This is a genomic window from Streptomyces caniscabiei (assembly GCF_014930365.1).
Classification (GTDB): Bacteria; Actinomycetota; Actinomycetes; order Streptomycetales; family Streptomycetaceae; genus Streptomyces; species Streptomyces caniscabiei.
Map to the genome: position 1 here is coordinate 755,419 of NZ_JABXWI010000004.1, position 21,937 is coordinate 777,355.

At 72.3% G+C, this 21,937-nt stretch carries 26 protein-coding genes; 17 read left to right on the forward strand and 9 right to left on the reverse strand.

Annotation, left to right across the window (positions count from 1 at the left end; translation table 11 throughout):
- Nucleotides 1-137: 137 nt before the first annotated feature.
- From HW837_RS14950 to HW837_RS14960, 3 genes are all read left to right on the forward strand, one after another.
- A complete protein-coding gene (locus HW837_RS14950; protein ID WP_045560057.1) occupies nucleotides 138-710 on the forward strand; it encodes a MarR family winged helix-turn-helix transcriptional regulator in 573 nt (190 codons plus the stop codon).
- Nucleotides 711-1,044: 334 nt separating this feature from the next.
- Nucleotides 1,045-1,665, forward strand: coding sequence for a LysE family transporter (locus HW837_RS14955; RefSeq protein ID WP_177261967.1), 621 nt, complete (start codon nucleotides 1,045-1,047; stop codon nucleotides 1,663-1,665).
- Between the two features lie 107 nt (nucleotides 1,666-1,772).
- Complete coding sequence (locus tag HW837_RS14960; RefSeq protein WP_060882489.1) at nucleotides 1,773-2,219, forward strand: nitroreductase family deazaflavin-dependent oxidoreductase; 447 nt, start codon at nucleotides 1,773-1,775, stop codon at nucleotides 2,217-2,219.
- Between the two features lie 239 nt (nucleotides 2,220-2,458).
- Here HW837_RS14960 and HW837_RS14965 read toward each other — a convergent pair whose 3' ends face one another.
- Nucleotides 2,459-3,535 (reverse strand): cation diffusion facilitator family transporter, encoded by a 1,077-nt coding sequence (locus HW837_RS14965; RefSeq protein WP_064744269.1) that lies wholly within the window; start codon nucleotides 3,533-3,535, stop codon nucleotides 2,459-2,461.
- A gap of 110 nt (nucleotides 3,536-3,645) precedes the next feature.
- Here HW837_RS14965 and HW837_RS14970 point away from each other — a divergent pair, with 110 nt between their 5' ends.
- Nucleotides 3,646-4,662 (forward strand): glutathione S-transferase family protein, encoded by a 1,017-nt coding sequence (locus tag HW837_RS14970; RefSeq protein ID WP_045560054.1) that lies wholly within the window; start codon nucleotides 3,646-3,648, stop codon nucleotides 4,660-4,662.
- Nucleotides 4,663-4,697: 35 nt separating this feature from the next.
- On the forward strand, nucleotides 4,698-4,994 hold the full coding sequence (locus tag HW837_RS14975; RefSeq protein WP_045560053.1) for a DUF4235 domain-containing protein: 297 nt from the start codon (nucleotides 4,698-4,700) through the stop codon (nucleotides 4,992-4,994).
- A gap of 77 nt (nucleotides 4,995-5,071) precedes the next feature.
- Here the strand turns inward: HW837_RS14975 and HW837_RS14980 are convergent, their stop codons facing one another.
- Both HW837_RS14980 and HW837_RS14985 read right to left on the reverse strand, forming a co-directional pair.
- The gene (locus HW837_RS14980) at nucleotides 5,072-5,464 is read right to left on the reverse strand and encodes a VOC family protein (protein ID WP_045560052.1); all 393 of its coding nucleotides are present in this window, start codon (nucleotides 5,462-5,464) and stop codon (nucleotides 5,072-5,074) included.
- Between the two features lie 73 nt (nucleotides 5,465-5,537).
- Nucleotides 5,538-6,014 (reverse strand): GNAT family N-acetyltransferase, encoded by a 477-nt coding sequence (locus tag HW837_RS14985; RefSeq protein WP_045560051.1) that lies wholly within the window; start codon nucleotides 6,012-6,014, stop codon nucleotides 5,538-5,540.
- Nucleotides 6,015-6,174: 160 nt separating this feature from the next.
- Between HW837_RS14985 and HW837_RS14990 the strand changes: the two genes are divergently transcribed.
- Complete coding sequence (locus tag HW837_RS14990; protein ID WP_045560050.1) at nucleotides 6,175-6,537, forward strand: DUF1304 domain-containing protein; 363 nt, start codon at nucleotides 6,175-6,177, stop codon at nucleotides 6,535-6,537.
- The gene (locus HW837_RS14995; protein WP_193379582.1) at nucleotides 6,534-7,124 is read left to right on the forward strand and encodes a TetR/AcrR family transcriptional regulator; all 591 of its coding nucleotides are present in this window, start codon (nucleotides 6,534-6,536) and stop codon (nucleotides 7,122-7,124) included. Before HW837_RS14990 ends, HW837_RS14995 begins: the two co-directional genes overlap by 4 nt.
- Nucleotides 7,125-7,287: 163 nt before the next feature.
- On the opposite strand, the gene HW837_RS15000 is transcribed toward HW837_RS14995, so the two are convergent.
- Both HW837_RS15000 and HW837_RS15005 read right to left on the reverse strand, forming a co-directional pair.
- Entirely contained in the window at nucleotides 7,288-8,397 is a 1,110-nt protein-coding gene (locus HW837_RS15000) for an NAD(P)-dependent alcohol dehydrogenase (RefSeq protein ID WP_045560243.1), read from the reverse strand.
- Between the two features lie 76 nt (nucleotides 8,398-8,473).
- Nucleotides 8,474-9,931 carry an aldehyde dehydrogenase family protein gene (locus HW837_RS15005; protein WP_045560048.1) on the reverse strand — a complete coding sequence of 486 codons (1,458 nt, stop codon included), beginning with the start codon at nucleotides 9,929-9,931 and terminating at the stop codon, nucleotides 8,474-8,476.
- 116 nt (nucleotides 9,932-10,047) lie between these two features.
- Between HW837_RS15005 and HW837_RS15010 the strand changes: the two genes are divergently transcribed.
- Entirely contained in the window at nucleotides 10,048-10,476 is a 429-nt protein-coding gene (locus HW837_RS15010) for a MarR family winged helix-turn-helix transcriptional regulator (RefSeq protein ID WP_045560047.1), read from the forward strand.
- A 156-nt stretch (nucleotides 10,477-10,632) separates the two neighbouring features.
- Nucleotides 10,633-11,016, forward strand: coding sequence for an anti-sigma factor antagonist (locus HW837_RS15015; protein WP_045560046.1), 384 nt, complete (start codon nucleotides 10,633-10,635; stop codon nucleotides 11,014-11,016).
- 14 nt (nucleotides 11,017-11,030) lie between these two features.
- Here the strand turns inward: HW837_RS15015 and HW837_RS15020 are convergent, their stop codons facing one another.
- On the reverse strand, nucleotides 11,031-11,999 hold the full coding sequence (locus HW837_RS15020) for a ribose-phosphate diphosphokinase (RefSeq protein WP_045560045.1): 969 nt from the start codon (nucleotides 11,997-11,999) through the stop codon (nucleotides 11,031-11,033).
- A 127-nt stretch (nucleotides 12,000-12,126) separates the two neighbouring features.
- Here HW837_RS15020 and HW837_RS15025 point away from each other — a divergent pair, with 127 nt between their 5' ends.
- On the forward strand, nucleotides 12,127-12,783 hold the full coding sequence (locus HW837_RS15025) for a DUF4230 domain-containing protein (RefSeq protein WP_045560044.1): 657 nt from the start codon (nucleotides 12,127-12,129) through the stop codon (nucleotides 12,781-12,783).
- 296 nt (nucleotides 12,784-13,079) lie between these two features.
- Entirely contained in the window at nucleotides 13,080-13,853 is a 774-nt protein-coding gene (locus HW837_RS15030; protein WP_193379581.1) for a VanZ family protein, read from the forward strand.
- On the opposite strand, the gene HW837_RS15035 is transcribed toward HW837_RS15030, so the two are convergent.
- Nucleotides 13,834-14,070 carry a hypothetical protein gene (locus tag HW837_RS15035; protein WP_045560042.1) on the reverse strand — a complete coding sequence of 79 codons (237 nt, stop codon included), beginning with the start codon at nucleotides 14,068-14,070 and terminating at the stop codon, nucleotides 13,834-13,836. The two genes, HW837_RS15030 and HW837_RS15035, sit on opposite strands and share 20 nt — an antisense overlap.
- Before the next feature lie 146 nt (nucleotides 14,071-14,216).
- Here HW837_RS15035 and HW837_RS15040 point away from each other — a divergent pair, with 146 nt between their 5' ends.
- The 3 genes from HW837_RS15040 to HW837_RS15050 all read left to right on the forward strand — a co-directional run bounded on the left by HW837_RS15040 (nucleotide 14,217) and on the right by HW837_RS15050 (nucleotide 17,456).
- On the forward strand, nucleotides 14,217-15,260 hold the full coding sequence (locus HW837_RS15040) for a PHP domain-containing protein (protein ID WP_193379580.1): 1,044 nt from the start codon (nucleotides 14,217-14,219) through the stop codon (nucleotides 15,258-15,260).
- Nucleotides 15,261-15,374: 114 nt separating this feature from the next.
- Complete coding sequence (locus tag HW837_RS15045; protein WP_193379579.1) at nucleotides 15,375-16,040, forward strand: HAD family hydrolase; 666 nt, start codon at nucleotides 15,375-15,377, stop codon at nucleotides 16,038-16,040.
- 387 nt (nucleotides 16,041-16,427) lie between these two features.
- Nucleotides 16,428-17,456: an SDR family oxidoreductase gene (locus tag HW837_RS15050; RefSeq protein WP_045560039.1), complete on the forward strand. Its 1,029-nt coding sequence runs from the start codon at nucleotides 16,428-16,430 to the stop codon at nucleotides 17,454-17,456.
- 164 nt (nucleotides 17,457-17,620) lie between these two features.
- On the opposite strand, the gene HW837_RS15055 is transcribed toward HW837_RS15050, so the two are convergent.
- Together HW837_RS15055 and HW837_RS15060 are read right to left on the reverse strand one after the other, a co-directional pair.
- Nucleotides 17,621-17,872: a hypothetical protein gene (locus HW837_RS15055; RefSeq protein WP_045560242.1), complete on the reverse strand. Its 252-nt coding sequence runs from the start codon at nucleotides 17,870-17,872 to the stop codon at nucleotides 17,621-17,623.
- Between the two features lie 55 nt (nucleotides 17,873-17,927).
- A complete protein-coding gene (locus HW837_RS15060) occupies nucleotides 17,928-18,938 on the reverse strand; it encodes a phosphotransferase family protein (protein WP_078853697.1) in 1,011 nt (336 codons plus the stop codon).
- 195 nt (nucleotides 18,939-19,133) lie between these two features.
- On the opposite strand from HW837_RS15060, the gene HW837_RS15065 reads away from it, so the two are divergent.
- The 3 genes from HW837_RS15065 to HW837_RS50345 all read left to right on the forward strand — a co-directional run.
- Nucleotides 19,134-19,628, forward strand: coding sequence for an FBP domain-containing protein (locus HW837_RS15065; RefSeq protein ID WP_193379578.1), 495 nt, complete (start codon nucleotides 19,134-19,136; stop codon nucleotides 19,626-19,628).
- A 104-nt stretch (nucleotides 19,629-19,732) separates the two neighbouring features.
- Nucleotides 19,733-20,989 carry an aromatic acid exporter family protein gene (locus HW837_RS15070; RefSeq protein ID WP_045560036.1) on the forward strand — a complete coding sequence of 419 codons (1,257 nt, stop codon included), beginning with the start codon at nucleotides 19,733-19,735 and terminating at the stop codon, nucleotides 20,987-20,989.
- 79 nt (nucleotides 20,990-21,068) lie between these two features.
- The coding region (locus tag HW837_RS50345) for a hypothetical protein (protein WP_419585462.1) at nucleotides 21,069-21,937 on the forward strand (869 nt) is incomplete at its 3' end.

Here is a 21,937-nt window from a genome sequence, read left to right on the forward strand (position 1 = left end):
GATCCCGAATGACCGAACGACCGAACAACTGAACGACCGAACGACCGAACTACCGAATGTCCGCACGAACGACGGACCCGGACCGGGGGTGGCCGAGTGGGCCCTCCGCGTCCGGCCGTGCGACCGAAGGAGCATGTGTGCCCGGCCAGCGATCCATCACCGAAGCCGAGAAGCTCGCCGCGGCGAAGCTCGGGGACTTCCCGATCCGCCGGGACCAGATGGCGGCGGTGGCGAACATCTACCGGGCCGCGGCGGCGGTGCGGCAGCACCTGGAGAACTCCGTGCTGCGCGGTTCCGACCTGACGTGGACGGCCTTCGTGGTGCTGTGGGTCGTGTGGGTGTGGGGTGAGACCGAGACCCGGCACGTGGCCGAGGAGGCGGGTATCTCCAAGGGCACGCTCACGGGTGTGGCCCGGACGCTGGAGTCGCGCGGGCTGCTGCGGCGCGCGGACCACCCGACGGACGGCCGGCTGGTCCTGCTGGCCCTCACCGAGGAGGGCGAGGAGCTGATGCGGCGGGTGTTCCCGCGCTTCAACGAGGAGGAGGCCTTCGTCACCGGGCAGCTCAGCGACGCGGAGTGCCGGAGCCTCGCGGAGGGGCTGCGCAGTGTCGTGCTCCAGGTCGAGGAGCACGGCGAGGAGCGCCGCCGCACCCTGCTGAACGGAGCCGAGCCCGCGCCCCGGCGCAGCGGTCGCCGCCCGAAGGCGTGACGGCCCCGCACCCGACGCACCCGCCCGTCCACCTCCACTCCCTTCGCATCGTTTGGGTTCAAACAAGGTAGGCGGACGCCGGATCCCCGGTCAAGACCCACCGGACGACCGGGCCACGCACGCCCCGGCCACGCCCCCGACGGCTACGACGGCCACGACGGCCACGACGGCTGGGACGGCTGCGGCAAATCCGCTTGCGGGGGCGGAGCGCCGGGCCGCAGGATCTGCCCATGTTCATCCATCACGCCTCCCCGACGCCGTCCCTCGCCACCGCCTCGCCGGTGCGGGGGCAGCAGCAGTCGGGCCGACCGTGGGGGCCGACACCGCCCCGGTCGTGACGGCCGCGCTCGTCGCGGGGCTCCTCGCCGGCTATGGCATCGCCATCCCCGTCGGAGCCGTCGCGACCTACCTCGTCTCCCTCACGGCCCGTACGTCCCTGCGAACCGGAGCGTGCGCCGCGCTCGGCGTCGCGACGGCCGACGGACTGTACGCCCTGCTCGCCGCCCTCGGCGGTACGGCCCTCGCGAACGCCCTGCAACCGCTGCTGACGCCGCTGCGCTGGGCCTCCGCCCTGGTGCTCCTCGTCCTGGCGGCACGCGGCGCGGTCGGCGCCGTGCGCCAGTACCGCGCCCGGCGTCTGCCCACCCGCGCGCAGCGGGACCCGGTCGGCCCGGCACGCGCCTACGTCGCCCTCCTGGGGATCACCCTGCTGAACCCCACCACGGTGGTGTACTTCGCCGCGCTCGTGCTCGGCAGCCGCGCCACCGAGGCCGTCAGTCCCCTGGAGCAGGCGGTGTTCGTCCTCGCCGCCTTCCTGGCCTCGGCGAGCTGGCAACTGCTGCTCGCCGGCGGCGGCGCCCTCCTCGGCCGCGCGCTGACCGGGCACCGTGGACGCCTGGTCACCGGTCTCGTGTCGAGCGCCGTGATCGCGGGACTGGCGGTGCTGATGCTCTAGGGAATGCGACAAGTGCCGTACGGGGGTGGCCCGGTGAGGATGATTTCGCGAGGGGCCGGTGTTGAGGGCGGGGAAGAGTCGGTACGCGAGAGCAAGGGACGGTTGCCATGCCTCTTGAGGGCGAGTACGTACCCAGCCCCACCCAGTGGGTGCGTGAGCAGGTCGAGTTGTACGAGAGCTCGGGCGGCACCGAGGGGACGACGCTGCTGGACACCGGTCTGCCGGTCATCGTGCTCACGACGCGCGGCGCGAAGAGCGGGAAGATCCGCAAGACTCCGCTGATGCGGGTGGAGCACGACGGCCGGTACGCGGTCGTGGCCTCGCAGGGCGGCGCGCCCAAGCACCCGGTCTGGTACCACAACATCAAGTCCGACCCGCTGGTGGAGCTGCAGGACGGGCCCGTCCGGCAGGACCTGACCGCGCGTGAGGTCACCGGGGACGAGAAGGCCGAGTGGTGGGACCGGGCCGTCGCCGCGTATCCGCCGTACGAGGACTACCAGAAGAAGACGGACCGGGACATCCCCGTCTTCGTGCTGGAGCCGGTGGAGGGGTGACCAAGGGGCGCGTCGTCGGGCGCGGGTCCGGTGGGGGCTGATCGCGCGGTTCCCCGTGCTTTTCGATGAAGGGCCGAAGGCCCCTTCAGGGGCGCGGGGAACTGCGCGAGAAGCCCCACCAGCCCGCACCCGACGACGCGCCGCCGGCACCCGGCACCCGGCACCCGGCACCCGGCACCCGGCAAGAAAAAAACTTCGCCGCGTCGCGCATGTTCCCCGAAGGGCCGGGCACGCGAGTCTCAGGCCCCGCCGCGTTCCCCCGTCGCGGCGGGGCTTTCCGCTGCCCGCTCCCCCGGCCCCGTCTTCTCCGTCACGTCGAGGAAGATCTGGTCGGCCTCGGGGACGAGGCGGGCGATGGAGCGCTTGATGCGGACGGCGACCAGCTCGACCTCCTCGCTGTCGAGGCCGGGCACCAGGTCCACCCGGGCGGCCACCAGGATCGAGTCCAGGCCGAGTTGCATGGTGAGCAGGGCCTCGACGGTGTCGATCTCGGGCTGCGCCTCCAGCAGGGACCGGATCTTCCGGCTCGGTTCGGCGTCGGCGGCCACGCCGATGAGCTGTTCGCGGGCGTCCCGGCCCAGCCAGTAGGCGACGTACACCAGCAGGGCCCCGATCGCGAAGGAGGCGGACGCCTCCCAGATCACCTGGCCGGTCACCATGTGCAGGGCCATCCCGGCGATCGCGAGGGTCACCCCGAGGACCGCCGTGCCGTCCTCCGCGACGACCGTGCGCAGCGCCGGGTCCCGCAGTCCGCCGACGCCGCCCTGCCGCCGCACCTGGTGCAGGGCGCGCAGCAGTGAGGCCCCCTCGGAGAGGAGTGCCACACCGAGGACGGCGATACCGGCGACATAGCCGCCGTATGACTCCGCGCTCCCGGCGGTCAGGGCGTGGAAGGCCTGGTAGAAGGAGAAGCAGCCGCCCATCACGAAGATGCCGACGGCGGCCAGCAGGGACCAGAAGAAGCGCTCCTTGCCGTAGCCGAAGGGGTGCCGGGCGTCGGCGGGGCGGCGGCTGCGGCGCAGCGCGGCGAGGAGGAAGACCTCGTTCAGGCTGTCGGCGACCGAGTGGGCGGCCTCCGAGAGGAGGGCGGGCGAGCCGGCGAGGAGCCCGCCGACGGTCTTGGCGACGGCGATCAGGAGGTTGGCGCCGAGGGCGACGAGGACCGTGATCCTGGTCCTGCGGTCGGCCTGTGCCCCGCCCTGTTCCGCGCTCCCGCCTCGTTCCCCGCTCCCGCCTTGTTCCCGGGTTCCCGGTCCTTCGAGGACCGCCCCGCCCCGCTCGTCCGCCGTCTCGGTGTCTGGTGATGTCCGGGTCACGTTCGCCGCTTGCCCCGACCGTTCGCGCTCACACCGTGGGGGTCGCGGAAATCGGGGAACCCTCCTCAGGGCAGGGCAGACGTAACCGGACCGGCCGGGAGGACGGACGCATGAGTGTCGGTGAGGGCAACGAGGCCTACGGGCGGAAGGCGTTCAAACGGTCCAGGAGCCACTTCACGGACCGGATCACCGCCGACGGCCGCGACGGCTGGCCGGTGGAGGCGGGCCGCTACCGGCTGGTGGTCAGCCGGGCCTGCCCCTGGGCGAGCCGGGCGGTGATCTCGCGCCGGCTGCTGGGTCTGGAGGACGCTCTGTCGATGGCGATCGCCGACCCGATCCAGGACGACCGGAGCTGGCGGTTCACGCTCGACCCGGACGGCCGCGACCCGGTGCTCGGCATCCGCTTCCTGAAGGAGGCGTACGACGCGCGGGAGAGCGACTACCCGGGCGGCGTCAGCGTCCCGGCGATCGTGGACGTGCCGAGCGGTGAGCTGGTCACCAACGACTACCAGCGGCTCACCCTCGATCTCGCCACCGAGTGGAGCGGCCTGTACCGCGAGGGCGCACCCGATCTGTATCCGCAGGGCCTGCGCGACGAGATCGACACGGTGATGGCCGAGGTCTACGAGGACGTCAACAACGGCGTGTACCGGGCGGGCTTCGCCACCGGGCAGGAGGAGTACGAGAAGGCGTGCGCCGGGGTGTTCCGGCGGCTGGAGGCGCTGTCGGAGCGGCTGGCGCGGCGGCGCTACCTCGTCGGAGAGACGATCACGGAGGCGGACATCCGGCTCTTCACCACACTGGTGCGTTTCGACGCCGTCTACCACGGTCACTTCAAGTGCAACCGCTGGAAGCTGGCGGAGGACCCGGTGCTGTGGGCGTACGCCCGTGATCTCTTCCAGACCCCCGGATTCGGCGACACCGTCGACTTCGACCACATCAAGCGGCACTACTACCAGGTGCACACGGGCATCAACCCGACCGCCGTGGTGCCGCTCGGGCCCGATCTGGCGGGCTGGCTCGCCCCGCACGGGCGGGCGGATCTGGGCGGCCGTCCGTTCGGGGACGGTACGCCGCCGGGGCCGGTGCCGGCCGCCGAGGTCGTGGCCCCGCAGGGCCGTCCGTGACCGGACGGCCGACGCAAGCGAAGGAGGAGGACGAGATGTCCAAGAAGAAGAAGCTGCCCGTCGCCTACAAGCCGGTCGGCTTCGCGCTGGGCTGGGTGAGCGGCGCGGTGGCCTCGGCCGCGTTCCGCAAGACCTGGAAGCTGATCCGGCACGAGGACGACGCGCCCGACGCGCTGGACCGGGACCGCGGCTGGGGCGAGATCCTGCTGGCGGCGGCCGTGCAGGGCGCGATCTTCGCGGTCGTGCGCAGCGCGGTGGACCGCACGGGCGCCAAGGCCATCGAGCGGTCCACCGGGGTGTGGCCGGCCCCCGAAAAGGGAGGCCGGGACTGACGAGCGGGGCCGGGTCGGACGCCCACCCGGCGCCGACCCGGCCCCAGGCCTCCTCTGGGTGCAGTCAGCCCTGCTTGTCAGCCCTGCTTGGGTGCCGTCGGGGTTTCGCGGCGCAGGGTGAAGGAGTGGCCCGCCGGGTCGGAATAGCCGCGCTCCTCGAAGGGGCCACTGGCCTCCTTGGTGTCGACGGGCCGTCCGCCCAGGGAGACGATCAGCCGCTCGGCCTCGTCGAGGTCCTCGACGTAGAAGTCCAGATGGGCCTGGAGGGAGTTCTCGGGACGGGGCCAGCTGGGCGGGACGGCGTTGACGTCCCGGCGGAACGCCATCCGGGCACCGCAGGCGCCCTCGATCTCGACGCGGTTGGCGGTCGCGTCCGTCTCCTCCGCGTCGAGCAGCTCCTTGTAGAACACCGCGAGCTTCTCCGGCTCGGCGCAGTCCAGCACCACGAGGCCCGCCTGTACCAGTGCCATGTCTCCTCCGTACGGGATCCCGGGCGCGGGGGACGGTCCGCCGCCGCCCATACGCTCCCCGGGTACCCGCGGACTACAGGTTCAGCCGCAGCGTGAGCGCCTGGGCACGGAACGCCTCCCGCTCGTAGAACCGGATCCCGTCCGCGTTGCCCGCCGAGGCGGTCACCTCCGCGTGCGCCGCGCCCCGCTCCCGGGCCCACGCCAGGAAGGTGTCGACCAGCCGGGCCCCGACCCGGGCCCGCCGGTGTTCGGGCCGTACGTACAGCGCCATGAGGGTCGCCGAGCCGACGGGCCGCATGGACGTGGGGCCGGCCATCGAGGCCGACAGATGGCCCACCACCTCGCCGTCGTGCACCGCGGCCAGCAGCAGCCTGCCGGGGTCCCGGAGGGCGGCGGCGAAGGCCTCGGCGCCGTGCAGGCGCGGCCAGTCCACGTTCAGGCTGGGGTCCCGCTCCCCGCCGTCCTCGGCGAACAGCAGGGAGCTGGAGACGACGATCCCCGGTACGTCCTCGGCGCGGGCGCGCCGCACGATCACCTCTTGCTCACTCATGGACCGGAACCTAGCGGTCGGCTCTGACATCCCGTCGGCTCAGACAACCCGTCCCCGCCGGACCAGCGGTCCCGGACTGGACTTCCTGGACAGACGTCCAGCTATAGTGGACACCTGTCCAAGAAGTTGAGCATCGAGTGAACGACGGAGTCTGTTGACCATGGAGATCCTGGCGAACGTGCTGGTCGCGCTGGTGGCCCTGCTGCACGCGTACATCCTGGTGATGGAGATGTTCCTGTGGCAGAAGAAGCCGGGGATGTCCTTCCACGGCCTGGACGCCGAGATGGCGCGGCGGACGGCCTCGCTCGCCGCCAACCAGGGCCTCTACAACGGCTTCCTCGCCGCCGGCCTGGTCTGGGGCCTGATCGCCGACGACCCGACCGGCTACCGCGCGCAGATCTTCTTCCTGTCCTGTGTGATCGTCGCGGGCGTGTACGGCGCCGCCACCGCCAACCGCCGCATCCTGGTCGCCCAGGCCCTGCCCGGCGCGCTCGCCCTGGCCGCCGTCCTCGTCGCCGGATGACCCCCGGGGAGCCCCGGCCCGCACCGGAACCCCGGGCCGCGGAGGACCCCCGGGCCTCCCGCACCCGGGCCAGGCTGCGGGAGGCCCTCCTCGACGAGTGCGCCCGGCACCCCCTGCACGAGGTCAGCGTGGCCGCGCTGGTCCGCCGGGCGGGGGTCGGCCGGGCCACGTTCTACGTGCACTACCCGGATCTGGAGGCGCTGGCCGTCGACGCCTGCGCCGATGTCGTACGGGAGGCCGTGGAGGCGCTGCACGCCTGGCGGGGGCGCCCCGACCCGGTGCGGGCACCGGCCGCCCTGCCGGAGTTCTTCGCCGGTCTCGCGCCGCACGCCGCCCTGTACCGCGCGCTGCTGACACCCGGTGGCGGCGGGCCGCTCGGCCGGGTCCTGCACCGGGACCTGCGCGCCTACAGCCTGCGCGAACGCGAGCTCGCTGGGGCCGCGGACGCCCCGCTGGTGGCCTCCGCCGTGGCGGCCACCTTCGCGGGCGTCCTCGCCGACTGGCTGCACGGCCTCCTGGACGGCACCCCGCGGGAGATCGCCGACCAGGCGTGGCAGCTGCTGGTCGCCCTGCACCGCAGCCGCTGAACAGCCCTGTGGGTGACCTGGTGCACAGGTCACCCACAGGGCCGGGGACACGTGGGGAGTGACGTGCCCCGGCGGGAGATGGCTCTTTCGGGTGCCGGGAGCGGCCGGACGGCTGCCGGGAGCGGTTCGGACGGCTCCCGGGCGTCGGGGTGGCCGGCCGGACTCAGAAGGTGAGCACCGGCTTGATGCTCCTGCCGTCGCTCATGTCCGCGACCGCCTGGCCGATGTCCTCGAACTTGTAACGGCTGATCAGCCGGTCGAGCGGGAGCTTGCCGTCCTTGACCAGCTGGACGAGGACCGGGATGGCGGTCTGGATCTCGTTGTCGCCGAGGGTGAGGCCGACGACGCGCTTGCCGCCGAGCATGCCGTTGACGTCGAGGGAGACCTCCGTGCCGAACGGCGGGGCGCCGACGATGACGAGGGTGCCGCGCAGGGCGAGGGCGTCGACGCCCTTGCGGAGCACGACGACGCTGCCGGTGGTCTCGACGACGCCGTCGGCACCCCGGCCGCCGGTGATCTCCATGATCGCCTCGGCGATGTCGGCGACCTCGCCCGCGTTCACCGTGTGGGTGGCGCCCAGTTCCTTGGCCAGCTCCAGGCGCTCGCCGATCTTGTCCACCGCGACGACCGTGGTCGCCGGGGTCAGGTTGGCCGCCATCACGGCGGACAGGCCCACCGCTCCGGCGCCGAGGACGACGACGGTACTGCCCGCGCGGGGCTCCAGCACGTTCCAGACGGCGCCGACGCCGGTCTGGACGCCGCAGCCGAGCGGGGCGATGGAGTCCAGCGGTACGCCCGGGTCGACCTTGACGAGGCCGCGCTCGTCGACCAGGGCGCGCTCGGCGAAGGAGGACTGGCCGAAGAAGTGTCCGCCCAGCTCCTGGCCGTCGCGGCTGATGGTGCTGGTGCCGTCGGCGCGCCGGCCGGCGAGCAGGTTCAGCGGCAGCCAGGTGGCGCAGTACGCCGGGTGGCCGTCACGGCAGTTCTGGCAGCCGCCGCAGGAGGTGAAGGACAGCACGACGTGGTCGCCCGGCGCGACGGTGGTGACGCCGGGGCCCACGGCCTCGACGACACCGGCGCCCTCGTGGCCCAGTACGCCGGGCAGGGGGAACGGCAGCCCGCCGCTCGCGACCCCGAGATCGGTGTGGCACAGCCCGGCGGCGACCATCCGGACCAGGACCTCGCCCTGCGCCGGCTGGTCGAGGACGACCTCGGAGAGGGTGAAGGGCGCGCCCCCGGACTCGACCACGGCGGCACGTGTGGTGGTGGACATGCTCATGAACTCCTTGTTCTGGCGGTGAGCCGCCGGACCGGTTCCGTGGCTCACCGGGTGTTCCCGGGGAAGGTGCTCAGTCGAGCGAGACGACGACGGACTTGACCTTGGTGTAGGACTCCAGGGCCTCGGGGCCGTACTCGCGGCCGAAGCCGGAGGCCTTCACGCCGCCGAAGGGCACGGCGGGGTCGAGCATCGGCCAGTCGTTGACCCAGACGATGCCGGCCTGGAGGCGGTCGGCGACACGGTGGGCGCGGGTGAGGTTGGTGGTCTGGATGCCGGAGGCCAGGCCGTAGGGCGTGGAGTTGGCCAGCTCGACGGCCTCGTCCTCGGAGTCGAAGGGCTGCACGGTCAGGACCGGCCCGAAGACCTCCTCCTGGACGACCCGGGAGTCGTTCGCCAGGCCGGCGATGACGGTGGGCTTGTAGTAGTAGCCGCCGTTCAGGTCGAGGCGCTCGCCGCCGCAGACGATGCGGCCGCCCTCCTTGCGGGCCAGCTCGACGTACTCCTCGACCTTCTTCAGGTGCCGCTCGCCGGCCATCGGGCCGATGACGGTCTCCGGCTGTCGGGGGTCGCCGATCGGTACGCCGGGCACGGCCTCGGCGAGGATGCCGAGCACGGTGTCGTGGACCGAACGGGCGACGAGGAGGCGGGGGCCGCCCATGCAGAACTGGCCGGTGTTGTAGACGAAGGCCCCGATGATGGCGCCGACGGCCTTCTCGATGACGGCGTCCTCGAAGACGATGTGCGCCGCGTTGCCGCCCAGCTCCATGGTGACCTGCTTCAGGCCCTCGCCTGCGACGCTCGCGGCATGCCGGCCGGTTGCGGTGGAGCCGGTGAAGGCGATCTTGTCGACGCCGGGGTTGCGCAGCAGCGCCTCGCCGGCGACCGGGCCCGTCCCCGTGACGACGTTGTAGACGCCGTCCGGGACACCGGCCTCCTTGAGGAGGCCCGCCATGTAGAGGGCGCTGAGCGGGGTCTCCTCGGCGGGCTTGTGCACGACGGTGTTGCCGGCCGCGAGGGCGGGGGCGATCTTGGAGCCGGCCAGGATCAGCGGGAAGTTGAACGGGGTGATCGCGCCGACCACACCGATCGGGCCACGCCTGGTGTAGGCGAGGCGGTTGTTCGGGACGTCGCGGGCGGAGCCGTCGAGGGTCCAGGCGAGGGAGGCGTAGTACTCGTAGTCGTTCGCGGCGTTGGTCACGTCGACGGCGTGGGCGAGGGTGATGGGCTTGCCGACGTCACGGCTCTCCAGGGCCGCGATCTCGTCGGCGTTCTCCCGGATGAGCTGAGCGACACGGTTCAGGATCCGGCCGCGTTCCCGGCCGCTCAGCCCGGACCAGGTGCCGCTGTCGAAGGCCTCGCGCGCGGCGCGCACGGCGGCGTCGACGTCGGCGGCGCCCGCCTCCGCGACCGTCGTGACCACCTGGCCCGTGGACGGGTCGATCACGTCGGCGCGTGCTCCGTCGCTCGCCTCACGCCACTGTCCACCGATGAACAGCCGCCCGGGCTCGTTCTCGAAGGTGGTCGTCATTGTCCACTCCCCAGCTTTGATCAAGCGATGATCGCCAAGTTTTCAACCAACAGGAATCCTGTTGGTTCGCAGTTTCATTACACACAGGTTTCCTGTCAATGCCTTACGCTGACCCCATGGTCGGCACCAAAGCACCTCCCTCCCTGCTCTATATGGTCAAGCAGGTCGAGCTCGTTGTCCGCTCGCACCTGGACGACCTGGTGCGACCGGCCGGGATCACCGCCCTCCAGTACACGTCCCTCACCGTCCTGGAGCGACACGACGGGCTCTCGGCCGCCCAGCTCGCCCGCGACTCGTTCGTCACGGCCCAGTCCATCGCGGATGTCGTCCGCAGCCTGGAGAACCGGGGGCTCGTACGCCGGGAGCGCAATCCGCGCAACCGGCGCGAGCTGCTGATCCTGCTGACCGACGAGGGGCGCGAGGTGCTCGCCCGCTACGCCGAGCCCGTGCGCGACCTGGAGGAACGCATGATCAGCGACCTCACCGCGCACCAGGCCGACCAGTTCCGGCAGGCGCTGTCCAAGGCGTGGCACGCGCTGTCGTAGGGGGTCCCGCGTAAAACTCCGGACAGCTTGCCGGAGAAATCGAAGACATATGTCAATCGAACATGCTGAAATTCACTCTGACGAGGGTAACTTGCAGGGCGGGGAAGGGTTTTGGCCCTCACACCCTCACAGAGGCCGGTAGGAGGCGATGCCGTCGTGTCGAGCGACCCCACACCGCCCGCGACCGGGTACCTGCGCGTCCGCACGGACCGCGGCCACTCCGTGCTCGAACTGCACGGAGAGATCGACATCGCGGCGGCCGTGGAGATCATCCCGCACCTCGACGCGGAGACCGGCCGCCCCGGCGCCCGGATCGTGATCGACCTCCGGCACGTCGAGTTCTTCGACTGCTCCGGACTGCGGCTGCTCTACCGGGCCCGCCAGCGGGTGCTCGACCGCGACGGCGAACTGCGCCTGGTCTGCACCCACCCGCTCACCCTGCGCGTCCTCAAGGTCACCGGCCTCGCCAGGCTGCTGCCGCCCGCCCCGTCCCTGGACGCGGCCCTGGAACAACCCGAGGCCGCGTCCGGCACGTTATGACCCCGCCCCGGCCGTCAGCCGTCCTCCCCGCCGTGGCCCGCCGGGGCGTCGAACAGGGCGCTGACGGACTCGCCGTTGTGGATACGGCGTACGGCCTCCGCGAGGGCGGGGGCGATGGAGAGCACCTTCAGCTTGTCGGTGCGCTCCTCCACGGGGACCGGCACGGTGTTGGTGCAGACGATCTCCAGGACGTCGGGCTGCTCGCTCAGCCGCTTCAGGGCGCCCGCCGCGAACAACCCGTGGGTGCATGCCACCCGGATCGAGCGCGGCCCCAACTCCCGCAGCCGCTCAAGGAGTTCCAGGACCGTGCTGCCCTTGGCGATCTCGTCGTCCAGAACGATCACATCCCGCCCCGCGACCTCGCCGATCACCGAGCTGATGCTCACCCGGTCGTCGGCGAACCGCTGTTTGGCACCCGCCGCGACCTGCGCGCCGATCATCCGCGCGAACGCCGCCGCCTCCTTGGCGTTTCCCAGGTCCGGTGAGACCACCGTCGTACGCGTGAGGTCGTAGCGCCGGAAGTGCGCGGCCAGTTCGCGCAGCGCGTGCAGATGATCGACCGGGACCGAGAAGAACCCGTGCACCTGCGGGGAGTGCAGCGTCATGGCGAGCACCCGGCCGGCGCCCGCCGACACCATGAGATCGGCGACCAGCCGGCCGCCGATGGAGATCCGCGGCGCGTCCTTCTTGTCCGAGCGGGCGTACGCGTAGTGCGGCATGACCACCGTGATCCGGCCGGCCGAGGCCCCGCGTGCCGCGTCGCACATCAGCAGCAGTTCGACGAGATGCTCCTGCACCGGCGTGACCAGCGGCTGGACCAGGAAGACGTCCTTCTCCCGGCAGTTGGCCTGGAGCTGCACCTCCAGACAGTCGTTGGCGAAACGGCTCACCCGGGACGGACTGAGCGGCACCCCGAGGTGCGCACAGACCTCCTCCGCGAGTTCGGGGTGGGCGCTGCCGGTGAAGACGGCGATGTCACGCACGGTCGGCTCCTCGCATGAACATGATCATTACGGGTTGCGCGGCTCATGCTAGGCGAACAATCACCAACTGAGCGTTCCCGCAGGGTCTTTGAGGGCATTCGTTGAAAGAGGAAGGAGGACCGTCGACATGACGACGCCCATCAAGCGCACGCGTCTGCCCGGCTGGGTCAAGCTGCTCACCGCCGTGGTCATCCTCATCGTGGTGCTGCTGGCCGCGCTGCGGATGCTGGTCTTCGGAGGGCTGGACGACGTGTTCGGCACCGAGGAGCACGACCGCTCGGGGCCGACGCTTCTGAAGTCCATCCAGGACATGAGCCGTTACGACGCCGCCTCCGGCAACTTCCAGGTCGTCGTGGATCTGGAGAAGGACGCCAAGTATCTGCCGGACGCGATCCGCGGCACCCGCACGCTGTACGTGGGCGCGGGCACCGTGGACGCCTATGTCGACCTCGGCAAGGTCGGCGAGAACGACGTGAAGATGAACGAGGACCGCACGTCGGCCACCATCGACCTCCCGCACGCCCAGCTCGGCAAGCCGGCCCTCGACACCGAGCACTCCTACGCCGTCTCCAAGGAGCGCGGCCTGCTCGACCGGCTCGGCGACCTGTTCTCGGACAACCCCAACGGCGAACAGGCGGTGCAGCGCCTGGCCGTCAAGCACATCGGGGACGCGGCGAAGGAGAGCAAGCTCACCGACCGCGCCGAGGCCAACACCACCGACATGCTCGAAGGGCTGCTGAAGTCGCTCGGCTTCGAGGAGGTGAAGGTGACGTACGGGTCCTGACCGGACACCGGCGCCCTCCCCGGGCTGCGGGGAGGGCGCGCCGTACGCCGGCCCGTCCGTGGCCCGCGTACCTCCGCGCCCTCCCACGCCCCAACCGCTCCCGGGCGCCCGACAGGCGCCCCTCGAACGGGAGCGGGTCCCTGCCACTCGCGAACCGGGTGCCCCTCTGAGGGCGGGCCCAAACCCGCCCGGCACCCGGCGGGCGACTTCTCGCGCGAGGCGCGCGGGCGGGCATCGCGGGCCGCTTCGGGGGTAACAGCCTTGGTACACAGGGAAGTTGAAATCGGGAGGGTCGCATGGCCGGCACCACGTCACGTTCCCGTTCCACCACCTCCGGCGGCCGTTCCCCGGCGGCCGCGCCCGGCCGACGGCCACTTCCGCTGCCCCTGCGGCTGCTGGTGATGGCCCTGGCGTTCCTGGCGATGGTGGCGTTCGGCGTCGTGCTGGCCGGGCTCACGCTCCAGCCGTCCCCGGCGTCGGAGGCGCTCACTCACAGCAACCTCCAGCCCGGCGCGTCCCTGGAGCTCTACTGGCACCACCCCGACCCGCGCGACGCGCTCAAGCAGGTCGGCGGGAACGTCCTGCTGGGCCTGCCGTTCGGGATCCTGTTGCCGGTGCTGGCGCCCGGCGCGCGCGGTCTGCTGCGGGTGCCCGCGCTGACCGCGCTGATGATGCTGCTGGTCGAGTTGGTGCAGGGCGCGCTGGTCACCGGACGGGCGTTCGACATCGACGACGTCATCCTCAACACGGCGGGCGCGCTGCTGGGCTATCTGCTGCTGGGCCGGCGCCTCGGCCGGGCCGTCCACGCCCGCGCGCCGCGGGACCCGAAGCCCGCACCGGCCGGGGGCAAGGCACCGGCCCGGGGGAAAGCACCGGCCCGGGGGAAGGCACCGGCCCGGGGCGGCGTACTGACGCGAGGGAAGACGCCCGCTCGGGGAAAGACACCGGCCAAGGGGAAGACACCCGCTCAGCGGAGGACACCGCGCGGCGCCTGGGTGCGGCGTCTGCGGGTGGGCCGGCGCAAGGAGGCCGGCGGGGCGTCCAAGGGGGCTAGCGCAGCGTCCAGGTGAGTTTGTCGCCGCCCACCCAGCGGACCTGGTCGGGATCGTCGAGATCGTGCACGACGACCCCGTACGCGGCGGCCGCCTGGAGGACGTCCGTCAGCCGCTTCGCCTCGCCGACCACCTGACCGTCGATCTCCACGATCCGGAACGGCGGCGTACCGGGCTGCACCCCGAGCACCAGGACCCGGGGATGGGAAATGTAGGGGCTCGCGCTTTCGGTCATGGTTCGAGGGTAGAGCGGTCCGGCGGTCGGTGGCCGGGTGAAGCCCGGGAGGCGCCGGCGGGTCGGTCCGGCGCGCCCGTGATCGTACGGCCGCCGTGCGGGTACCCGGGGGCTGGGTGACGCTGGAAGCGGAGGCAGGAGGTGGCATGGATCCCGTCGAGGCCCTGGACCGGATCGCTTTCCTGCTGGAGCGGGACCGGGCCCCCACCTACCGGGTACGGGCGTTCCGTACGGCCGCCGCCGTCCTCGGCGCGCTGCCGGCCGACGAGGTGGCTGAGCGGGCGGCCGCGGGCTCGCTGGAGACGCTGAAGGGGGTCGGGCCGAAGACCGCGCAGGTGGCGCGTGAGGCGCTGGCCGGGGAGATGCCGGGCTATCTGCGGAAACTGGAGCAGGAGGCGGAGGCTCCGCTCACGGAGGGTGACGCGGGCGCGGAGCTGCGGGCGCTGATCAGGGGCGACTGCCATGTGCACTCGGACTGGTCGGACGGCGGCAGCCCGATCGAGGAGATGGGCCGGACCGCCGCGCGCCTCGGCCACGAGTGGACGGTGCTCACCGACCACTCCCCTCGGCTAACCGTCGCCCGCGGTCTGTCGCCGGAGCGGTTGCGGGAGCAGCTCGACGTGGTGGCCGCGCTGAACGAGACCTGGGCGCCGTTCCGGCTGCTCACCGGCATCGAGTGCGACATCCTCGACGACGGTTCGCTGGACCAGGAGCCGGAGCTGCTGGACCGGCTGGACGTGGTGGTGGTGTCCGTGCACTCCAAGCTGCGGATGGACGCGCGGTCGATGACCCGGCGGATGGTCGCCGCGGTGCGTGATCCGCACTCCGATGTGCTCGGGCACTGCACGGGGCGGCTGGTCACCGGGCGGGGACGGCCGGAGTCGCAGTTCGACGCGGACGCGGTGTTCACGGCGTGCGCGGAGACGGGGACGGCCGTGGAGATCAACTCCCGGCCGGAGCGGCTGGATCCGCCCCGGCGGCTGGTGCGGCGGGCCGTGGAGGCGGGGGTGCTGTTCTCGATCGACACGGACGCGCACGCGCCGGGGCAGTTGACCTGGCAGGCGCACGGGTGCGCCCGGGCGGAGGAGTGCGGGGTCCCGGCCGAGCGGGTGGTGACGACGTGGGGGGTGGACGAGGTGTTGGGATGGGCACGTGATCGGAAAGTGCCGGAGGGGGTGTCGCGCGCCTGAGGGCTCGGGGGGGGTTCGGTGACGCGGCGGGTGCGGGTCGTCTTGTGGCTGGTCGCGCAGTTCCCCGCGCCCCTCTCGGGGCGCGGTTGTGATCGTCTCGCAGGAAGGTGAGCCATGAAGAAGGCTGCTGTGTTCGATGTCGACGGGACGCTCGTCGACACCAACCATCTGCACGTGGTCGCTTGGTGGGAGGCGTTCCGGCAGGGCGGCCATCGGGTGGCCATGCATGACGTGCACCGGGCGGTCGGCCTGCCGTCGGCCGATCTGATCACGCATCTGCTGGGCGAGGAACTCGATCCCACGGAGAAGGACGCGCTGAGCGCGGCGCACAAGGCGTTGTACGGGACGTACTTCGAGCGGCTGCCCGCGCTGCCGGACGCCGGGCGGCTGTTGCGGCGGCTCGACGAGCAGGGCTGGAGCGTGGTGCTGGCGACCTCGGCGGGCGGGACCGAGCTGACCGCGTTGCGGCGGGCGATCGGGGCCGACGACGCGATCATGGCGACGGCGAGCGCCGACGACGTGGACCGGGGCAAGCCGGCGCCGGATCCGGTCGAGCAGGCGCTGGAGCTGGCGGGGGCGGAGGCCGAGCGGTCGGTGTTCGTCGGGGACACCGTCTGGGACATGCGGGCGGGCGCCCGGGCCGGGGTGCACTGCGTGGCGGTGCTCTGCGGCGGAATCCCGCGGCCCGAACTGGAGGCGGCCGGCGCGGAGGCGGTGTTCCGGAATCCGGCCCATCTGCTGGCCGCCCTGGAGGAGAGTCCGCTGGGCCAGGAGGAATGACCTGGTGACGGCCGCTCTGGGCGGCCGCGTGCGACGTGACACAGATCACCGGCATTGTCCGGATACGGAAGGAACACCCCCTGGTACTTTCCCGTTGAACCAACCGTGGGTGTGGATGGGACAGTGTCCCCGGGCCTCACCTTTTGCCCACAGGGACGATCGTTCGGCTGAAGCCCTGTGGAGCGTTTCGCCGAGAGGCGACCGCCATCCGCACCCACACACAGACCGCCCCGACCGCGATTCCCCCGTCCCGGTCGGGGCTTCTTCTTGTCCGCGTCCGCCCTGGCCGGGATGGCCGGGATGGCCGGTAGTGACCGCGTGCATCCCCCGGGGCCGGGTACCCGTGGGCGGCTCCGGAGGAATGGACGTGCGCGAGAGGAGTCTGCGGTGAACGGAGAATCCGGCGGCAGGATCGTGGTCACCGGCGCCACGGGCAATGTGGGGACGAGTCTGGTGCGGCTGCTCGCGGAGGACGAGCGGGTCGACCGGGTGCGAGGGCTGGCCCGGCGGGTCCCTGACTGGGCCCCGGCGAAGACGGACTGGTCGGCGGTGGACGTGGGGTCCGAGCAGGCCGATCTGGTCGAGGAGTTCGAGGGGGCGGACGCGGTCGTCCATCTGGCCTGGGCGTTCCAGCCGACCCATGATCCGGCGACGACCTGGCGGACCAATGTGCTGGGCAGCATCCGGGTCTTCGAGGCGGTGGCGGCGGCCAAGGTCCCGACGCTGGTGCACGCCTCGTCGGTCGGCGCCTACTCCCCTGGACCGAAGGGCCGGGCCGTCGACGAGTCGTGGCCGACGCACGGCTGGCCGGACGCCGCGTACTGCCGGGAGAAGGCGTATCTGGAGCGTGCTCTGGACTCCTTCGAGCACGAGCACCCCGGGGTGCGGGTGGTGCGGATGCGGCCCGCGTTCCTGTTCAAGCGGGAGTCGGCGAGCGAGCAGCGCCGTATCTTCGGCGGGCGTTTCCTGCCGGGACCGCTGGCCCGGCCCGAGCTGCTGCCGTTTTTGCCCGACATCCCCGGTCTGAAGGTGCAGGCCCTGCACACCGACGACGCCGCACGGGCGTACCGGCTGGCCCTGCACTCCGAGGCCCGCGGCGCCTTCAACCTCGCGGCGGAGTCCCCCGTGGACGCCGAGCTGCTCAGCGAGGTGCTGGGATCCCGTCCGGTGCGGCTGCCCCGGGTCGCGGCCCGCTCGGCGATCGCCGCCGCGTGGAACCTGCGGCTGCTGCCCGCCTCGCCGCATCTCTTCGACGCCGTACTGCGGCTGCCGCTGATGGACTGCTCCAAGGCCCGCGACGAGCTGCACTGGCGGCCCGAGCGCACCTCGGTGGAGGTGCTGGAGGAGTTCCTGGAGGGGCTGCGGCAGGGGGCCGGGGCCGACACGGAGCCGCTGCGGGGACGGAAGGTCGGTTGAGGACGCCGGGCGCCCCGGCGACGGCGTCCCGCACATGACGGCGCCTCCCCGGGTCCCACCGGGGAGGCGCCGAGTCTCTGTGGCCGAGTCTCTGTGGCCGCGTCGCTGTGGCCGCCGAGTCGCCGCGAGCCCGGGAGCGAAGGTCCGGGGCCGGCGGGTGCGGGTCAGCCGGAGGGTTCGTCGGGTACGGGCTGCTCGGGGTTGGCGGAGCCCGACCGCGGGGCGCCCTGCCGACCGGTACCGGCCTCGTCCGTGTCGGGCACGTCGGTGGCATCCTCGTCCCGCTCGCCCTCGTCGGCGGCACGCGTCGGTGCCGCCTCCCAGGGGTCCTCGCCCTCGGTCGCCTGCTGGTCGGGCAGGTCCCTCGGTACGGGGTCCGGGTGCTCGCCGGGACCCTCCAGGCGGTGTTCGTCCACGGCGTGCTCCTTCCTGCTGTCGTGCACCGGGCGCGGGTACCTCGATCCGCTCAGCTCAAACCGGGTGTTCCGCGCGCCGGACGCGCGCCCGTCGGGCGAGGTCGTCCAGCTCGTCCAGGGCCGCCGTCAGCTGAGGAGCCACCGCCTCCCGCCGCCACGCGATCTGCTCGTCGTCCATCGCCCGGGGCACCACCTCGATCAGCATGATCAGGTAGAGATAGCTGCGGTAGAGGGCGTAGCGGCGGCACATGGCAGGGGTGAAGTCGGCCTCCCCTCCCGCCTCTTGATAACCCGTCAAGAAATCGGCGTCCGTGCGGATGTCGTCCAGCAGCGCCAGGGAGACGAAGTCCGCGACCGGGTCGCCCCAGAACATGCGCTCGCCGTCGATCAGACCACCGACCCGGGGTGTCCGACCTCGCTCGACGAGGATGTTGCCCGGCCACAGGTCGAAGTGGACGGGGCGCGGCACGGTCACCTCGTCGAGGGCGTCGTGGGCGGCCTTCGCCGTACGGGCCACCTCGTCCACGGGGCGGGGCAGCCAGGCCCCGTAGCGGCGGGCGTCGGCGAGCAGTCCGTCGAACATGGCGGTGAAGGAGGTGCGCCAGTCGGCGGTGAGGGGGCCGAACGTGCCGGACGGATAGCCGAAGCCGGGGCCGGTCACCCGGTGGAGCCGGGCCAGCAGACCGCCCAGCTCCCGTCGCAGCGCGGCCTCCTGTTTGGGGGCGAGCCCCTCCCATCCGCCGCCCGGGCAGTGGGTGAGCAGGATGTGCCGGCCGGCCGGCGCCGACTCGTCGAGGGCGACTCCTGCCACTCGTGGCGCCGGAACGTCGGCGGTCTCGGCGACCCGGCAGAACTCCGCCTCGGCGGCGAGGAGTTCGCTCTCGTAGGCCAGGGCCGGGGTGGACGACGGCGGCGGGACCTTCAGGACGAGCCGGGTGCCGTCGGTGAGACGGAGTTCCTCGACGGTGTTGTACGTGCCGCCGCCCAGCGGCAGCCGCTCGGCGAGGCTTTCCGGCGGAACGCCCGCCGCCGCGAGCGCGAGCCGCGCCCGTTCCCTGTCGTCCATGCGCATCCCCCTGGTCCCGGACAGCGGTCCGGACCCACTCTGCCAGCCGGGCCCGCACCGCTGAAGACCGACTCGATCATCGGACGGCACGATAACCATTGGACCCTTCCCGAAACTCCACGTACCTTAGGTGAAAACCTAGTGGTCCTAGGTTCGGAATCCGATCGTCACCCCTCACCGGAGAACAGACCCGCCATGAAGACACTCACCGAGCAGGACATCCGCACCTCCTTCGTCAACTGCTCGAAGGGGGAGGCGAAGAGGATCTTCGTGCCCCACGATCTGGAGCAGCGGCCGTGGGCGGACCTGGACTTCCTCGGGTGGCGGGATCCGGGCGCACCGGACCGGAGCTATCTGGTCGCCGAGCACGCGGACGGAGTCGTCGGCGTCACCTTGCGGCTCCCGTCCGCGCGACGCGGGTTCCTGCACCGCAGCATGTGCTCGGTGTGCCTCACGACGCATCCGGGCGGCGGGGTCTCCCTGATGACGGCGCGCAAGGCGGGCGCGGCCGGGCGCGAGGGGAACTCGGTCGGCGTGTACCTCTGCGCCGACCTCGCGTGTTCCCTCTATGTACGCGGCAAGAAGGCCCTCGACGCCGGAAGCCGGTTCGAGGAGAGCCTCACCGTGGAGGAGCAGATCGCCCGGACGGTGGGCAACCTCTCCGCGTTCCTGGAGAAGCTCCATAACTGAACCCGCCCGGCCTCGTCGTCTCCCCGCATGCCGCGCGATCACCCAGGTGACTACTGTCCTCGGTCAGGAGTTCGGTGCGACGGTGGAACGGGAACAGCGCAAGGATGCGAGACGTACGTGAGGTGTGGGGCCTGATCGGCACCCGGGTGGCCGGGTGGCGGCAGGACCCGGTGATCGTCCAGTCGGTACGGTCGGCGGCGGCCGCCACGGTGGCCTATGTGGTGGCGCTGCAACTGAGCACGGAGGCGGCGCCCCTGACGGCTCCGCTGACCGCGCTCCTGGTCGTGCAGGTGACCCTGTACTCCACACTCACCACCGGTATCCGCCGGGTGAACTCGGTGGTCGCCGGCGTCGTCATCGCGATCGGCTTCAGCGTCCTGGTGGGCCTCACCTGGTGGAGCCTCGCCCTGATCATCCTGGCCTCGCTCGCGGTGGGGCATCTGGTGCGGGTGAGCGAGTTCGTGCCCGAGGTGGCGATCAGCGCCATGCTGGTGCTCGGGGTCACCAGGGTCGGCGACACGGCCTGGGCGCGGGTCCTGGAGACCCTGATCGGCGCGGTCGTCGGACTCGCCTTCAACCTGCTGCTCGCTCCCCCCGTCTGGGTGGAGGCGGCCGGCGAGTCCATCGAGGATCTCGCCCGCCGGATGCGGCGGCTGATGATACGGGTCGGCGAGGAGGCCGCGGGCCGCACCCCGGCGGAGGCCGCGGCGGCACGGCTCCACGAGGCCCGGGAGCTCGACTTCGACATCGTCGAGGTGGACGCGGCCCTCAAGCAGGCGGAGGACAGCCTGAAGCTCAATCCGCGCGTACGGGAGGGGCTGCTGCACCGGGTGGTGCTGCGTACCGGCCTGGACACGCTGGAGATCTGCACGGTGGTCCTGCGGGTGCTGGCCCGCACCCTCACCGACCTGGCCAAGGAGCGGGAGCCGAGTCCGCTGTTCTCCGCGCAGGCGGGGGCCGCCGTCGAGCGGCTGCTCGCCGAGATCGGCGACGCCGTCGTCAGCTTCGCCGTGCTGGTCACCACCGACGTCAGCCGCAGCGCCGAGTCCGCGGAGGACCGGCTCGCCGCCGAGCTGTCGACGGCCGTCGCGACCCGCGACAAGCTCGCCCAGCTGCTCCTGGAGGACGTCCAGCGCGACCCGAGCCACTGGCAGTTGCACGGCGCCGTACTGACGGAGGTCAACCGCATGCTGGACGAGCTGGACACCGAGCACCGCTCCCAGCGGCTGCTGGAGGAGCTCGACCGCTGCACCCGTGAGCAGCGCGAGCGCTCCCCCCGGCTCACGCGGCTGCGCGACCGCGTACGCATCGTGAGTCCCCGACGGCGGAACCGGTCCGGCCTCGCCGGACGTACTAAGTGACGCCGGACCGCAGGACGTCGTAACCGCGTCGTCCTGCCGAGGGACCAGGCACGACGCGACGACGAGGGGAGCGTACGGAATGGCCGAAGGCACCGTGCGGATCGACGGGACCACACTCCATCTGCCGGGCGGGGTACGGGTGCGCTTCATCCGCACCCTGCGCCTGCCGGAACAGGGCACGCACCAGCTCCCGCCCGGTCTGGGCGACTTCCCGATCCGCCGGGTCGAGGACTATCCGCACACCACCTCCGCGGAGATGCGGGCACGCGGCGGGGTGATGCTTCCCGTGTATCTGCGCGAGGCGATGTGGCTGCACTTCGGCGGTTCCACGGAACCGGCCGCGCTCCAGGTCGGCGTCGGCAAGGTGTGCGCGGTGTCGGGCAAGCCGTGGACCGGCGCCCTCGCCCGTGAGCCGCAGAACTACGTCGTCCTGCCGCGTCAGCCGTGGCTGGACGGCATCAACTCCGGCAAGGGCACGGTCCGGCAGTTCGTGGCCGTCCCCCTGGGCCTCGGCGCCACGGTCGAGGGCCAGGTCACCGGCGAGGAGGTGTTCGGCGGGGTGCAGCTGCAGTCGTTCCCGCTGAACGAGAAGCAGTTGGCCGTGTGGCGGGAGGAGGAACGGCTGCGCGCGGAGGCGGAGCGGGGACTCGGCGGACTCGCCACCACCACGCTCTACGGCGGCGGCACGGGCCCGGTCCCGATGCCGCCGCCGGGCGCCCCGCCGATGCCGCCCCCGTCGACCGGCGCGCCGCTGCCCCCCGCGCCCGCGGACCCCCCGACCACGCACCCCCCGCCCCCCTCCACCGCGGCACGGCCCCCCCCCCCCCGCCCCCCCCGCCCCCCCCCCCCCCCCCCCCCCCGCCCGCCCCCCCCCCCCCCCCCCCCCCCCCGCCCCCCCCCCCCCCCCCCCCCCCCCCCCCCCCCCCCCCCCCCCCCCCCCCCCCGCCC